This window comes from Pseudomonas sp. PDM31 (assembly GCF_019218965.1).
In the GTDB taxonomy this organism is placed as follows: domain Bacteria; phylum Pseudomonadota; class Gammaproteobacteria; order Pseudomonadales; family Pseudomonadaceae; genus Aquipseudomonas.
The window spans coordinates 115,717-128,758 of record NZ_JAHUWS010000013.1 but is presented as its reverse complement, the minus strand read 5'-3'; the positions used below and the strand labels follow the sequence as shown (position 1 = coordinate 128,758).

The 13,042-nt window shown below is 59.2% G+C and carries 17 protein-coding genes; 9 read left to right on the top strand and 8 right to left on the bottom strand.

Features of this window, described 5'->3' with window-relative positions; all coding sequences use genetic code 11:
- Position 1 precedes the first annotated feature (1 nt).
- From ptsN to KW839_RS23130, 8 genes are all read right to left on the bottom strand, one after another.
- Positions 2-466, bottom strand: a complete 465-nt coding sequence (gene ptsN, locus KW839_RS23165; RefSeq protein WP_060542978.1) for a PTS IIA-like nitrogen regulatory protein PtsN — start codon at positions 464-466, stop codon at positions 2-4.
- Positions 467-478: 12 nt separating this feature from the next.
- A complete protein-coding gene (gene hpf, locus KW839_RS23160) occupies positions 479-787 on the bottom strand; it encodes a ribosome hibernation-promoting factor, HPF/YfiA family (RefSeq protein WP_060542979.1) in 309 nt (102 codons plus the stop codon).
- A 74-nt stretch (positions 788-861) separates the two neighbouring features.
- Positions 862-2,355 (bottom strand): RNA polymerase factor sigma-54, encoded by a 1,494-nt coding sequence (locus tag KW839_RS23155; protein WP_060542980.1) that lies wholly within the window; start codon positions 2,353-2,355, stop codon positions 862-864.
- Between the two features lie 184 nt (positions 2,356-2,539).
- Complete coding sequence (lptB, locus tag KW839_RS23150; protein WP_007970262.1) at positions 2,540-3,265, bottom strand: LPS export ABC transporter ATP-binding protein; 726 nt, start codon at positions 3,263-3,265, stop codon at positions 2,540-2,542.
- On the bottom strand, positions 3,265-3,813 hold the full coding sequence (gene lptA, locus KW839_RS23145) for a lipopolysaccharide transport periplasmic protein LptA (protein WP_060542981.1): 549 nt from the start codon (positions 3,811-3,813) through the stop codon (positions 3,265-3,267). The genes lptB and lptA overlap by 1 nt, the downstream gene beginning before the upstream one ends.
- Positions 3,800-4,372 carry an LPS export ABC transporter periplasmic protein LptC gene (lptC, locus tag KW839_RS23140; protein ID WP_060542982.1) on the bottom strand — a complete coding sequence of 191 codons (573 nt, stop codon included), beginning with the start codon at positions 4,370-4,372 and terminating at the stop codon, positions 3,800-3,802. The genes lptA and lptC overlap by 14 nt, the downstream gene beginning before the upstream one ends.
- 7 nt (positions 4,373-4,379) lie before the next feature.
- Positions 4,380-4,904, bottom strand: coding sequence for an HAD family hydrolase (locus KW839_RS23135; RefSeq protein ID WP_060542983.1), 525 nt, complete (start codon positions 4,902-4,904; stop codon positions 4,380-4,382).
- Positions 4,904-5,878: a KpsF/GutQ family sugar-phosphate isomerase gene (locus KW839_RS23130; protein WP_060542984.1), complete on the bottom strand. Its 975-nt coding sequence runs from the start codon at positions 5,876-5,878 to the stop codon at positions 4,904-4,906. The genes KW839_RS23135 and KW839_RS23130 overlap by 1 nt, the downstream gene beginning before the upstream one ends.
- A 277-nt stretch (positions 5,879-6,155) precedes the next feature.
- On the opposite strand from KW839_RS23130, the gene KW839_RS23125 reads away from it, so the two are divergent.
- The 9 genes from KW839_RS23125 (at position 6,156) to hisD (ending at position 13,040) form a co-directional block, all read left to right on the top strand.
- Positions 6,156-6,965: an ATP-binding cassette domain-containing protein gene (locus KW839_RS23125; RefSeq protein ID WP_060542985.1), complete on the top strand. Its 810-nt coding sequence runs from the start codon at positions 6,156-6,158 to the stop codon at positions 6,963-6,965.
- Positions 6,965-7,762, top strand: coding sequence for a lipid asymmetry maintenance ABC transporter permease subunit MlaE (mlaE, locus tag KW839_RS23120; protein WP_060542986.1), 798 nt, complete (start codon positions 6,965-6,967; stop codon positions 7,760-7,762). The genes KW839_RS23125 and mlaE overlap by 1 nt, the downstream gene beginning before the upstream one ends.
- Positions 7,762-8,229 carry an outer membrane lipid asymmetry maintenance protein MlaD gene (mlaD, locus tag KW839_RS23115; protein ID WP_060542987.1) on the top strand — a complete coding sequence of 156 codons (468 nt, stop codon included), beginning with the start codon at positions 7,762-7,764 and terminating at the stop codon, positions 8,227-8,229. Before mlaE ends, mlaD begins: the two co-directional genes overlap by 1 nt.
- A gap of 11 nt (positions 8,230-8,240) precedes the next feature.
- Positions 8,241-8,882 (top strand): phospholipid-binding protein MlaC, encoded by a 642-nt coding sequence (locus KW839_RS23110; RefSeq protein ID WP_060542988.1) that lies wholly within the window; start codon positions 8,241-8,243, stop codon positions 8,880-8,882.
- Entirely contained in the window at positions 8,879-9,184 is a 306-nt protein-coding gene (locus tag KW839_RS23105) for a lipid asymmetry maintenance protein MlaB (protein WP_060542989.1), read from the top strand. The genes KW839_RS23110 and KW839_RS23105 overlap by 4 nt, the downstream gene beginning before the upstream one ends.
- Before the next feature lie 114 nt (positions 9,185-9,298).
- Positions 9,299-9,538, top strand: a complete 240-nt coding sequence (locus KW839_RS23100) for a BolA family protein (protein ID WP_007912386.1) — start codon at positions 9,299-9,301, stop codon at positions 9,536-9,538.
- A gap of 22 nt (positions 9,539-9,560) precedes the next feature.
- On the top strand, positions 9,561-10,826 hold the full coding sequence (gene murA / locus KW839_RS23095; protein WP_060542990.1) for a UDP-N-acetylglucosamine 1-carboxyvinyltransferase: 1,266 nt from the start codon (positions 9,561-9,563) through the stop codon (positions 10,824-10,826).
- A 127-nt stretch (positions 10,827-10,953) separates the two neighbouring features.
- Positions 10,954-11,589: an ATP phosphoribosyltransferase gene (gene hisG, locus KW839_RS23090; RefSeq protein ID WP_060542991.1), complete on the top strand. Its 636-nt coding sequence runs from the start codon at positions 10,954-10,956 to the stop codon at positions 11,587-11,589.
- Positions 11,590-11,714: 125 nt separating this feature from the next.
- The gene (gene hisD, locus KW839_RS23085) at positions 11,715-13,040 is read left to right on the top strand and encodes a histidinol dehydrogenase (protein ID WP_218425612.1); all 1,326 of its coding nucleotides are present in this window, start codon (positions 11,715-11,717) and stop codon (positions 13,038-13,040) included.
- Positions 13,041-13,042: the final 2 nt, after the last annotated feature.

The following is a 13,042-nucleotide window of genomic DNA, read 5'->3' as shown; positions in this document are numbered from 1 at the left end:
ATTACTGACCGTTCTGCTCGTCCAGGACAACCTGATACAAGGCTTCGTTGCTTGGGGCGCTACGCAGCTTTTCCCGTACTTCCTTGCGGTCGAGCATGCTGGCGATCTGCCGCAGCAACTCAAGGTGCGCATCGGTAGCGGCTTGCGGGACCAGCAGTACGAACAGCAGGTCAACCGGTGCGCCGTCGATGGCGTCGAAATCGATGGGTGCGTCCAGGTGCATCAAGGCACTGATGGGCGAATTGCAGCCCTTGAGGCGGCAATGGGGAATGGCGATGCCGTTGCCAAACCCGGTGGAACCGAGTTTTTCACGGGCAATCAATGCCTCGAAGACATCTTGCATCTCCATGCCCGGCACTTCGCGGGCGATCAGATTGGCAATTTGTTCGAGGGCTTTCTTTTTACTGCCGCCCGGCACGTTCACCAGGGAACGGCCGGGGGTCAGGATACTTTCAAGTCGGATCATGGGTTGGGAGTGTTAACGACCGGTTGCGCCCTGAAGGAGGCTCTGGGTCTTTTCCTTATGCTTTTTGAGTTGGCGATCCAGCTTGTCGGTGAGTGAGTCGATAGCCGCATACATGTCGTCATGTTCTGCGTTTGCGACTACTTCACTACCGGGAATATGCAAGGTGGCTTCGATTTTCTGCTTCAGCTTTTCGACTGTCATCGTGACCTGCACGTTGGTGATCTTGTCGAAATGCCTTTCCAATCGTTCGAGTTTTTCGCCGATGTAGGTGCGAAGAGGTTCGGTCACTTCCAGTTGGTGTCCACTGATATTGACTTGCATACAGCTTCTCCTTCGTTGCCAGTGCATAAAGCGGTAGATCAGATGATCTACCACTGGAACGCTGTGGCGTGGCTCTACATCAACCGCTTACGTTCGCTCGAAGGCGCGATCCCGAGGGATTCGCGGTATTTGGCGACGGTGCGGCGAGCCACCTGAATGCCTTGTGCTTCCAGTAAACCAGCGATCTTGCTGTCACTCAATGGCTTTTTCTGATTTTCCGCGGCAACCAGTTTTTTGATGATCGCGCGGATCGCCGTAGACGAGCATTCACCGCCTTCGGAGGTGCTGACGTGGCTGGAGAAAAAGTATTTCAGTTCATATATTCCCCGAGGGGTGTGCATGAACTTCTGGGTGGTGACCCGGGAAATCGTCGATTCGTGCATGCCCACCGCTTCGGCGATGTCATGCAGGACCAGCGGCTTCATGGCTTCATCGCCGTACTCGAGAAAACCGCGCTGGTGCTCGACGATCTGGGTCGCCACTTTCATCAGGGTCTCGTTGCGGCTTTGCAGGCTCTTGATGAACCAGCGGGCTTCCTGCAACTGGTTACGCATGAAGGTGTTGTCGGCGCTGGTGTCGGCGCGGCGCACGAAACCGGCGTACTGGGCGTTGACGCGCAGGCGTGGCACCGACTCCTGATTCAGTTCGACCAGCCAGCGCTCGTTGTCCTTGCGCACGATGACGTCCGGTACGACGTACTCGGCTTCGGTGGACTCGATCTGCGAGCCGGGCCGAGGGTTGAGGCTCTGAACCAGTTCGATCACCTGGCGCAGCTCATCTTCCTTGAGTTTCATGCGGCGCATCAGCTGGCTGTAGTCGCGGCTGCCCAGCAGGTCGATGTAGTCGCTGACCAGGCGCTTGGCCTCGGCCAGCCAAGGGGTCTTGGCCGGCAACTGGCGCAATTGCAGCAGCAGGCACTCGCTCAGGTTGCGGGCGCCGATGCCAGCGGGCTCGAATTGCTGGATGCGGTGCAGGACGGCTTCGATTTCGTCCAGTTCAATGTCCAGCTCCGGATCGAAGGCTTCGAGGATTTCCTCGAGTGTCTCGTCCAGGTAGCCCTGATTGTTGATGCAGTCGATCAGGGTGACGGCTATCAGCCGATCGGTGTCGGACATCGGCGCCAGATTCAACTGCCACAGCAGGTGGCTTTGCAGGCTTTCGCCAGCCGATGTGCGGGTGGTGAAATCCCATTCGTCGTCATCGTTGCTTGGCAGGCTGCTGGCGCTGGTCTGATAAACGTCTTCCCACGCTGTATCGACGGGGAGCTCGTTGGGAATGCGCTCGTTCCAGTCGCCTTCCTCCAGGTTATCCACCGTGGGGGCGCTTTCCTGGTAGGAAGGCTCCTGAATGTCGGTATTGGGCTTCTGTTCGGCACTGTCGGCCAGGGGGTCGGAGTTGTCGAAGTCGTCGCCTTCTTCCTGGCGTTCGAGCATCGGATTGGACTCCAGCGCCTCCTGGATTTCCTGTTGCAGGTCCAGGGTCGACAATTGGAGCAGGCGGATGGCCTGTTGCAGCTGCGGTGTCATCGTCAGCTGCTGGCCCATTCTCAAGACTAGCGATGGTTTCATGGCAGGGGCTTAACACCTTATTCGCCGGCGCACATGCGCCATCCACTACAGGGCGCCGAAGCGCCAAACATAAGCAAATTATATGCCCGAAACTGCAGTGTTTGCCTAGAGCGCTGTAACAATAAAAAAGTGTTGATTTTTTATCGAGATAAGCACTCTGGCGACCTGCCAGACACCTCAGCGCTTACAGGCGGAACTCATGGCCCAGGTAAACTTCCTTCACCAGGTCGTTGGCCAGGATGGTCTCGGCGTCGCCCTCGGCGATCAATTGGCCATCGTTGACGATGTAGGCGGTTTCGCAGATATCCAGGGTTTCACGGACGTTGTGGTCAGTGATCAGCACGCCAATGCCCTTGGCCTTGAGGTGGTAGATGATCTGTTTGATGTCGCCCACCGAAATCGGGTCGACGCCGGCGAAAGGTTCATCCAGGAGGATGAATTTCGGGTTGGTGGCCAGTGCCCGGGCGATCTCCACGCGGCGGCGCTCACCGCCGGACAGGCTCATGCCGAGGTTGTCGCGGATGTGGCTGATGTGGAATTCCTGCAGCAGGCTTTCCAGCTCCTTGCGGCGACCGGCCTTGTCGAGCTCCTTGCGGGTCTCGAGGATCGCCATGATGTTGTCGGCCACCGAGAGTTTGCGAAAGATCGATGCTTCCTGCGGCAGATAGCCGATGCCGGCCTTTGCACGGCCGTGCATTGGCTGGTGGCTGACGTCCAGGTCGTCGATCAGCACGCGACCCTGATCAGCCTGCACCAGGCCTACGATCATGTAGAAACAGGTGGTCTTGCCGGCGCCGTTGGGGCCGAGCAGGCCGACGATCTGACCGCTGTCGATGGACAGGCTGACATCACGTACGACCTGGCGGCTCTTGTAGCTCTTGGCCAGATGCTGAGCTTTCAGAGTTGCCATTACTGGGCCTTTTTCTCGTCGGTTTTCTTCTTCGGCTGGATAACCATGTCGATGCGCGGGCGCGACTCGGTCACCTTGCTGCCGGTAGCGCGACCGGCGCTGGCGAGCTTCTTCTCGGTGTCGTAGACGATTTTCTCGCCCTGGGTGATGTTGTTGTCCTTGTCGACAACTTTGGCCTTGTCGATCAGCACGACGCGATTTTGCGCGGCGTGGTACTGGATCGTCACGCCCCAGCCCTGCACAGGCTTGGTATCACCAGCCGTTTGCAACTGCTCGAAGTAGGCCAGATTGCCCACCGAGGTCACCACGTCGATGTCACCGTTGGGGGTGCGGGTCATGGTTACCTTGTTGCCGGTAACCTTCATCGAGCCCTGGGTGATGATTACGTCGCCGGTGTAGGTGGCAACACCGTTCTTGTCGTCCAGTTGGGCGTCGTCGGCCTGAATGCGAATAGGCTGTTGTTGATCGTCCGGCAGAGCCCAGGCGCTCACGCTTCCCAGTGCTGCGCCCAGACTGAGCAAAATCGGAAGGGTTTTAACGAGCCTCATACTGTCCTCTTACGTTCGATAGCAGGTGTATCCTGCTTTCTTTCAAATACGCTTTCATTCCCTTGCCAGTCGATACACCGCCAGCGCCGTCGATTCTAACGTCTTGCTCGGTCTGCGCATATTCTTGCTGCGGGAACACCGTCATGCGGGTGCTGGTGATCAGGGTTCTTCGGTTTTTCTCGTCGAAGCGAGTGATGCGCACGTCATCGATCAATTCGACTTCCGTGCCGTCCGGGTTTACTTCAGCGCGCAAACTCTGGACATGCCATGGAAACTCCGTACCGCGAAACATATTCAGGTCGGGGTTGGTCAGCAGTGTCACTTCGGTCGCCTTGAGGTGTTCGACCTTGTCCGACGTCATTTCGTATTGCAATCCGCCGTCCGGCAGGAACTGCACACTGTGCGCATTGATGGCGTAATAGTCGATGGCACTTTCATCGACAGGCACAACCGGCTTGTCGAGGAAACGTTCAGGGCTGATGTTCCAATAGCCGACCGCGGCGAATATCGCAGCGATGCAACCGAACAGTAGTGTGTTGCGAAACTTTTTGCTCAGCATAGTGGGCTCACAGGTACGCAGCGTTGGCCGCATCGAGGCGGCCCTGGGCGCGCAGGATCAATTCGCAGAATTCGCGTGCGGCACCTTCGCCGCCACGGGCAACGGTAATGCCGTGGGCGTGTTCGCGCACGAAGCTGGCGGCGTTGGCCACCGCCATACCCAGGCCTACGCGGCGAATCACCGGCAGGTCCGGCAGGTCGTCGCCAAGATAGGCGACCTGTTCATAGCTTAGATTGAGTTGGGCGAGAAGTTCGTCCAGTACCACCAGTTTATCCTCTCGTCCCTGATAAAGGTGCGGGATGCCGAGGTTCTTGGCCCGTCGCTCGACCACCGGGGTCTTGCGGCCACTGATGATAGCTGTCTGTACGCCGGCTGCCATCAACATCTTGATGCCCTGGCCGTCGAGGGTGTTGAAGGTCTTGAACTCGCTGCCGTCTTCGAGGAAGTACAGGCGCCCGTCGGTGAGGACGCCGTCGACGTCGAAAACCGCCAGTTTGATCTGCTTGCCACGTTGCATCAGGTCAATGGTCATTACATTACTCCTGCGCGCAGCAAGTCGTGCATGTTCAAGGCACCGACCGGGCGGTCGTCGCCGTCGACCACGACCAGCGCGTTGATCTTGTGGTCTTCCATGATTTTCAGTGCTTCGGCCGCGAGCATCTCGGCCCGGGCAGTCTTACCATGGGCGGTCATGACCTGGTCGATGGTGGCGCTGTGGATGTCGATGCTGCGGTCCAGGGTTCGGCGCAAATCACCGTCGGTGAAGATCCCCGCCAGTTTGCCGTCGGCTTCCAGGATCACGGTCATGCCCAGGCCCTTGCGGGTCATTTCCATCAGCGCGTCCTTGAGCAGGGTGCCGCGTTGCACCTGTGGCAGCTCCTGGCCGGCGTGCATGACGTTTTCCACTTTCAGCAGCAGCCGTCGACCCAGTGCACCACCGGGGTGGGAAAAGGCGAAGTCTTCGGCGGTAAAGCCGCGGGCTTCCAGCAGCGCAACAGCCAGGGCATCGCCCATGACCAGTGCTGCGGTGGTCGACGAGGTGGGCGCCAGGTTCAATGGGCAGGCTTCATGCTCGACGTGAACATTGAGGTTGACCTCGGCAGCCTTGGCCAGCGCCGACTCGGGGTTGCCGGTCACGCTGATCAGCTTGATGCCAAGGCGCTTGATCAGTGGCAGCAGGGTGACGATTTCATTGGTGGAGCCGGAGTTCGAGAGCGCCAGAATGATGTCGTCACGGGTGATCATGCCCATGTCACCATGGCTGGCTTCGGCCGGGTGCACGAAAAAAGCCGTTGTGCCGGTGCTGGCCAGGGTGGCGGCGATCTTGTTGCCGACGTGCCCGGATTTGCCCATGCCGACCACCACCACGCGGCCTTTGCTGGCCAGAATCATCTCGCAAGCGCGTACGAAATCCGCGTCGATATGGGGCAGCAGGCCTTGTACGGCCTCTACCTCGAGGCGGATGGTGCGTTGTGCCGATTGAATCAGGTCGCTGGATTGGCTCATGTCTGAAATCGTATAGCCCGATGAAAAGGCGGCGATTATAGCGGTTATGATCGAATCCCTCACGCTAGTTCGTCGCGCATTGTCACTCCTTGTTACCACGAAGCCTCTATAAAGAAGCTTTCAGTCATTCATGTTGTTGCACATGGCCCGGCTTTAGCCTTGGGCGCGTGGCCTTTGCAGTGATATAGTTCGCCGCCTGTTCGGCCTGCCCGGGAGGTATGTGCTTTCGCTGGAAAGCCAGGCGCCCGAGCAAGAGGCTGCATCGCAAGGAGTTTAGATGAGTGCCGATAACGCCTACGCGGTCGAGCTGAAGGGACTGACCTTCAAGCGCGGTGCGCGGAGCATTTTCAATAACGTTGATATTCGCATACCGCGCGGCAAGGTCACCGGCATCATGGGGCCTTCCGGGTGCGGCAAGACCACGCTCCTGCGTTTGATGGGCGCCCAGTTGCGGCCTACCAGCGGCGAAGTCTGGGTCAATGGGCAGAATTTGCCGGAGCTTTCGCGCAGCGACCTGTTCGATGCGCGCAAGCATATGGGCGTGCTGTTTCAGAGCGGCGCATTGTTTACCGACCTCGATGTGTTCGAGAACGTCGCCTTTCCTCTGCGGGTCCACACCCGGCTGCCGGAAGAAATGATCCGCGACATCGTTCTGCTCAAATTGCAGGCCGTGGGCCTGCGTGGCGCTATCGACCTGATGCCCGACGAACTGTCCGGTGGCATGAAGCGTCGTGTCGCGCTGGCCCGGGCGATTGCCCTGGATCCGCAGATCCTCATGTATGACGAGCCCTTTGTCGGCCAGGACCCTATCGCGATGGGCGTTCTGGTGCGCTTGATCCGCTTGCTCAACGATGCGCTGGGTATCACCAGCATCGTGGTTTCCCACGATCTGGCCGAGACCGCGAGCATTGCCGACTACATCTATGTGGTGGGCGATGGCCAGGTGCTGGGGCAGGGCACGCCAGACGAGTTGATGAACTCGGATGACCCACGGATTCGCCAGTTCATGACCGGTGAGCCTGATGGGCCGGTGCCGTATCACTTTCCAGCGACGGATTACCGCGCAGATCTTCTGGGGAAGCGCTGATGCGCAAAACTTCATTAATAGAACGTGTACGCCGGTTCGGCCACGCAGCCATTGATGCGCTGGCGGTGTTCGGGCGTGCGACGCTGTTCCTGTTTCATGCCCTGCTCGGTCGCGGTGGCATTGGCGGCGGTTTCGGGTTGCTGATCAAGCAGCTGCATTCGGTGGGCGTCATGTCCCTGGTGATCATCGTGGTCTCCGGGGTGTTCATCGGCATGGTGCTGGCCCTGCAAGGCTTCAACATCCTGTCCAGCTATGGTTCCGAGCAGGCTGTCGGGCAGATGGTTGCGCTGACGCTGTTGCGTGAACTGGGGCCGGTGGTGACGGCCTTGCTGTTCGCCGGGCGTGCCGGTTCGGCGTTGACAGCCGAAATCGGCAACATGAAATCCACCGAGCAGTTGTCCAGTCTTGAAATGATCGGGGTCGACCCGCTCAAGTACATCATTGCCCCGCGCCTGTGGGCCGGCTTCATTTCCCTGCCGGTGCTGGCGATGATTTTCAGCGTGGTGGGCATCTGGGGTGGTTCGTGGGTGGCGGTGGACTGGCTGGGCGTCTATGAGGGCTCCTACTGGTCGAACATGCAGAACAGCGTGACATTCGCCGATGATGTCCTGAACGGGATCGTCAAAAGTGTTGTCTTTGCCTTTGTCGTGACCTGGATCGCCGTATTCCAAGGCTATGATTGTGAACCCACTTCCGAAGGGATCAGTCGTGCCACTACCAAGACCGTTGTGTACGCCTCGTTGGCTGTACTCGGCCTGGACTTTATTCTGACCGCCTTGATGTTTGGAGATTTCTGATGCAAAACCGCACCCTGGAAATCGGTGTCGGCCTTTTCCTGCTGGCTGGCATCCTGGCTTTGTTGTTGCTGGCGTTGCGGGTCAGCGGCCTGTCGCCGAGCCCGAGCACTGACACTTATAAACTTTACGCATATTTTGACAATATCGCCGGTTTGACGGTCAGAGCGAAGGTGACCATGGCCGGTGTAACCATCGGCAAGGTGACCGCGATCGATCTGGATCGCGACAGCTTTACCGGTCGGGTGACCATGGAGCTGGAAAAACGCGTCGATAACCTGCCGTCTGACTCCACCGCCTCTATCCTGACTGCGGGCCTGTTGGGCGAGAAGTACATTGGCATCAGTGTCGGCGGGGAAGAAAGTCTGCTCGCGGATGGCGCAACCATCCACGACACCCAGTCGTCGCTTGTGCTGGAAGACCTGATCGGTAAATTCCTGCTCAACACCGTTAGCAAAGAAGCTAAATGAGGAACTGTTAAATGATCTCTATCTTGCGACGTGGCCTGTTGGTAATGCTCGCGGCGCTGCCGTTGGTGGCCAACGCAGTGGCGGCGCCTTCGGCACACGATCTGGTACAGGACACTACCAATCGTATGCTTGCCGATCTGGCGGCCAACAAAGAAAAGTACAAGCAGGATCCGCAGGACTTTTATGCGGCGCTCGACAGCATTGTCGGTCCTGTCGTGGATGCCGAGGGTATTTCCAAGAGCATCATGACGGTCAAGTACTCGCGCAAGGCTACGCCTGCGCAGATGAAAACCTTTGAAGAGAACTTCAAGAAAGGTCTGTTTCAGTTCTATGGCAATGCCTTGCTGGAGTACAACAATCAGGGCATCACCGTTGACCCGCCCAAGGACGAGTCGGGCGACCGCACCAGCGTCGGCATGACGGTCAAGGGCAGCAGCGGCGCGATCTACCCGGTTTCCTACACGCTGGAAAAGATCAATGGCGAATGGAAACTGCGCAACGTGATCATCAATGGCATCAACATAGGCAAACTGTTCCGTGACCAGTTCGCTGACGCGATGCAGCGCAATGGCAATGATCTGGACAAGACCATCAATGGTTGGGCCGGAGAAGTTGCCAAGGCCAAGCAGTCCACCGAGAAACAAAGCCAATGAGTGAGTCCGCCGTTCAAATGAACGAGGCTGGCGAGCTACAGCTCAGCGGTGTGCTGGATTATCGCAGCGGCCCGGGCCTGCGCGAGCAGGGCCAGGCGCTGATCAAGGCGAGCAAGGCTGCTGCGCTGGTGGTTGATTGTTCGGCGGTGACGAAGTCCAGTAGCATCGGCCTGTCGCTGCTGCTGTGCTTCATGCGCGATGCGCAGGCGGCCGGCAAGCCGTTGAGCATCCGCGGGATGCCAGAAGACATGCGCGAAATCGCCCAGGTCAGTGAGCTGACCGAGCTGTTGGCGCATCCCTAACCCGCATCGACAAACAAGCCCCCCGTCCGAGTCCTGCTTGGCGGGGTTCGCAGGCGCGGGGCTTTTTTGTATGATGTCCGACCCGCGCGCACAGGGCGCCGATTGAGGTTGAGCATGCAGGCCGTAGAAGTGAAGAGCTTCCTTGAAGGAAAGCTGCCCGGAACGTTGGTAGAAGTTGAGGGCGAAGGCTGCAATTTCCAGCTGAACGTGATTAGCGATGAACTGGCGGCATTGAGCCCGGTCAAGCGTCAGCAGCAGATCTATGCCCATTTGAACCCATGGATCACCGATGGCAGCATCCATGCGGTCACTATGAAATTTTTCAGCAGCGCGGCCTGGGCCGAGCGCACCTGAGCCCAAGGGCGTCGAGATTCTTATGGATAAATTGATTATTACCGGTGGCGTTCGTCTTGATGGCGAAATCCGCATCTCCGGGGCAAAGAACTCTGCCCTGCCGATCCTGGCTGCCACCCTGCTGTGCGACGGCCCGGTAACCGTGGCCAACCTGCCGCACCTGCACGACATCACCACGATGATCGAGCTGTTCGGTCGCATGGGCATTGAGCCGGTGATCGACGAAAAACTCAGCGTCGAAATCGACCCGCGCACCATCAAGACCCTGATCGCTCCGTACGAACTGGTTAAAACCATGCGTGCTTCGATTCTGGTGCTGGGCCCGATGGTTGCCCGCTTTGGTGAAGCCGAAGTCGCGTTGCCTGGCGGTTGCGCCATCGGTTCGCGTCCGGTCGACCTGCACATCCGTGGCCTGGAAGCCATGGGCGCGGTCATCGATGTCGAAGGCGGCTACATCAAGGCCAAGGCGCCTGAAGGCGGCCTGCGCGGTGCGCACTTCTTCTTCGACACCGTCAGCGTGACCGGTACCGAGAACATCATGATGGCGGCCGCTCTGGCCAAGGGCCGCAGCGTACTGCAAAACGCCGCTCGCGAGCCTGAAGTGGTCGACCTGGCCAACTTCCTCAACGCCATGGGCGCCAAGGTTTCCGGCGCCGGCACCGACACCATCACCATCGATGGCGTCGAGCGTCTGCACACCACCACCTACAAGGTCATGCCCGATCGTATCGAAACCGGCACCTACCTGGTGGCGGCGGCCGTGACTGGCGGTCGTGTGAAGGTCAAGGACACCGATCCGACCATTCTCGAGGCGGTGTTGGAAAAGCTGCGCGAGTCGGGTGCCGAAATCACTTGCGGCGAAGACTGGATCGAACTGAACATGCACGGCAAGCGGGCCAAGGCCGTCAACGTGCGGACCGCTCCGTACCCGGCGTTCCCGACGGACATGCAGGCGCAGTTCATATCCCTCAACGCCGTTGCCGAAGGCACGGGCGCCGTGATTGAGACGATCTTCGAAAACCGTTTCATGCACGTTTACGAACTGCACCGCATGGGCGCCAAAATCCAGGTCGAAGGCAACACTGCGATCGTCACCGGCACCGAAAAACTCAAGGGCGCGCCAGTCATGGCGACCGACTTGCGTGCTTCGGCCAGCCTGGTGATCTCGGCCCTGGTTGCCGAAGGCGATACCTTGATCGATCGCATCTACCACATAGACCGTGGCTACGAGTGCATCGAAGAGAAACTGCAGATGCTGGGCGCCAAGATCCGTCGCGTTCCGGGCTAGTAGTGCTGCATGGGCACAGGGACGTGCCTGTTGGATTGATATAAGTCGAGCCGGTTTCCGGCTCGATGCGTGTCCGGCGCCGATTGCGTCCGGGCATAAGATTGCTGATTAAGGGCTGACGTTTCCCATGCTGACTATCGCACTGTCCAAGGGCCGCATCCTTGACGACACCTTGCCGCTTCTGGCTGAAGCGGGCATCGTGCCGACCGAGAATCCGGACAAGAGCCGCAAGCTGATCATCCCCACGACCCAGGACGATGTACGTCTGCTGATCGTGCGCGCTACCGATGTGCCGACCTACGTCGAACATGGTGCCGCGGACCTCGGCGTGGCCGGTAAGGATGTGCTGATGGAATATGGCGGCCAGGGCCTGTACGAGCCACTGGACCTGCAGATCGCCCAATGCAAGCTGATGACCGCCGGTAAAGTCGGGGCGATCGAGCCCAAGGGCCGCCTGCGCATCGCCACCAAGTTCGTCAACGTCGCCAAGCGCTACTACGCCGAGCAAGGTCGTCAGGTCGATATCATCAAGCTTTACGGCTCGATGGAGTTGGCGCCGCTGATCGGCCTGGCGGACAAGATCATCGACGTTGTCGACACCGGTAACACGCTGCGGGCCAATGGCCTGGAGCCACAGGATTTCATTGCTGCCATCAGCTCCCGGCTGATCGTCAACAAAGCTTCGATGAAAATGCAGCACGCCCGTATCCAGGCGTTGATCGACACCCTGCGCAAGGCAGTGGAGTCTCGACACCGCGGCTGATTCACCTGCGCGACGTTAAGTTGCGCCCGTCTATCCGCCTCATAGCCAGAATCTCAGGTGCCCAAGCGGAAACGACTGCTAAGTTAGGGCGCCTGAGTTTTTGCCATTCCTATGAGGCTCTCGCTATGACCGCACCGACTGCAATTCGCCGACTCAACGCTGCTGACCCGGATTTCGCGCATCATCTGGATCATCTGCTGAGCTGGGAAAGTGTGTCTGACGACTCGGTCAATCAGCGGGTGCTGGACATCATCAAGGCTGTGCGTGAGCGTGGCGACGCGGCACTGGTGGACTTTACCCGCCAGTTCGACGGCCTGGACGTAGCGTCCATGGCCGACCTGATCCTGCCGCGCGAGCGTCTGGAACTGGCACTGACCCGTATCTCCGTGCCCCAGCGCGAAGCCCTGGAAGTCGCCGCCGCCCGTGTGCGCAGCTATCACGAAAAGCAGAAGCAGGACTCCTGGAGCTACACCGAGGCCGACGGCACCGTGCTGGGCCAGAAAGTCACGCCGCTGGACCGTGCCGGCCTGTACGTCCCGGGTGGCAAGGCATCGTACCCGTCGTCGGTGTTGATGAACGCGATTCCGGCCAAGGTCGCCGGTGTCACCGAAGTGGTCATGGTCGTACCGACTCCGCGCGGTGAAATCAACGAGCTGGTACTGGCCGCCGCTTGCATCGCCGGCGTTGACCGTGTGTTCACCATCGGTGGTGCCCAAGCGGTTGCCGCGCTGGCTTACGGCACCGAAAGCGTGCCGAAGGTCGACAAGGTGGTAGGCCCGGGCAACATCTATGTCGCCACCGCCAAGCGCCACGTGTTTGGCCAGGTCGGTATCGACATGATTGCCGGCCCTTCGGAAATTCTCGTGGTTTGTGACGGTCAGACCGATCCGGACTGGATCGCCATGGACCTGTTTTCCCAGGCCGAGCACGACGAAGACGCTCAGGCGATTCTGGTCAGCCCGGATGCCGAGTTCCTCGACAAGGTTGCCGCCAGCATCGACAAGCTGATGCCGACCATGGAGCGTGCCGCGATCATCGAAACCTCGATCAATGGCCGTGGTGCACTGATCAAGGTTCGCGACATGGAGCAGGCCATCGAAGTCGCCAACCGCATTGCTCCGGAACACCTGGAGTTGTCGGTCGCCGATCCGCAAGCCTGGCTGCCGCAGATCCGACACGCTGGCGCAATCTTCATGGGTCGCCACACCTCTGAGGCCTTGGGCGACTACTGCGCAGGTCCCAACCACGTGTTGCCGACCTCCGGTACTGCGCGTTTCTCCTCGCCGCTGGGTGTTTACGACTTCCAGAAACGTTCGTCGATCATCTTCTGCTCCGAGCAAGGCGCGTCAGAACTGGGCAAGACCGCTTCCGTGCTGGCCCGTGGCGAATCGCTGAGCGCTCACGCACGTAGCGCCGAATACCGCATCAAAGACGAAGCGAAGGGGAACTGAGC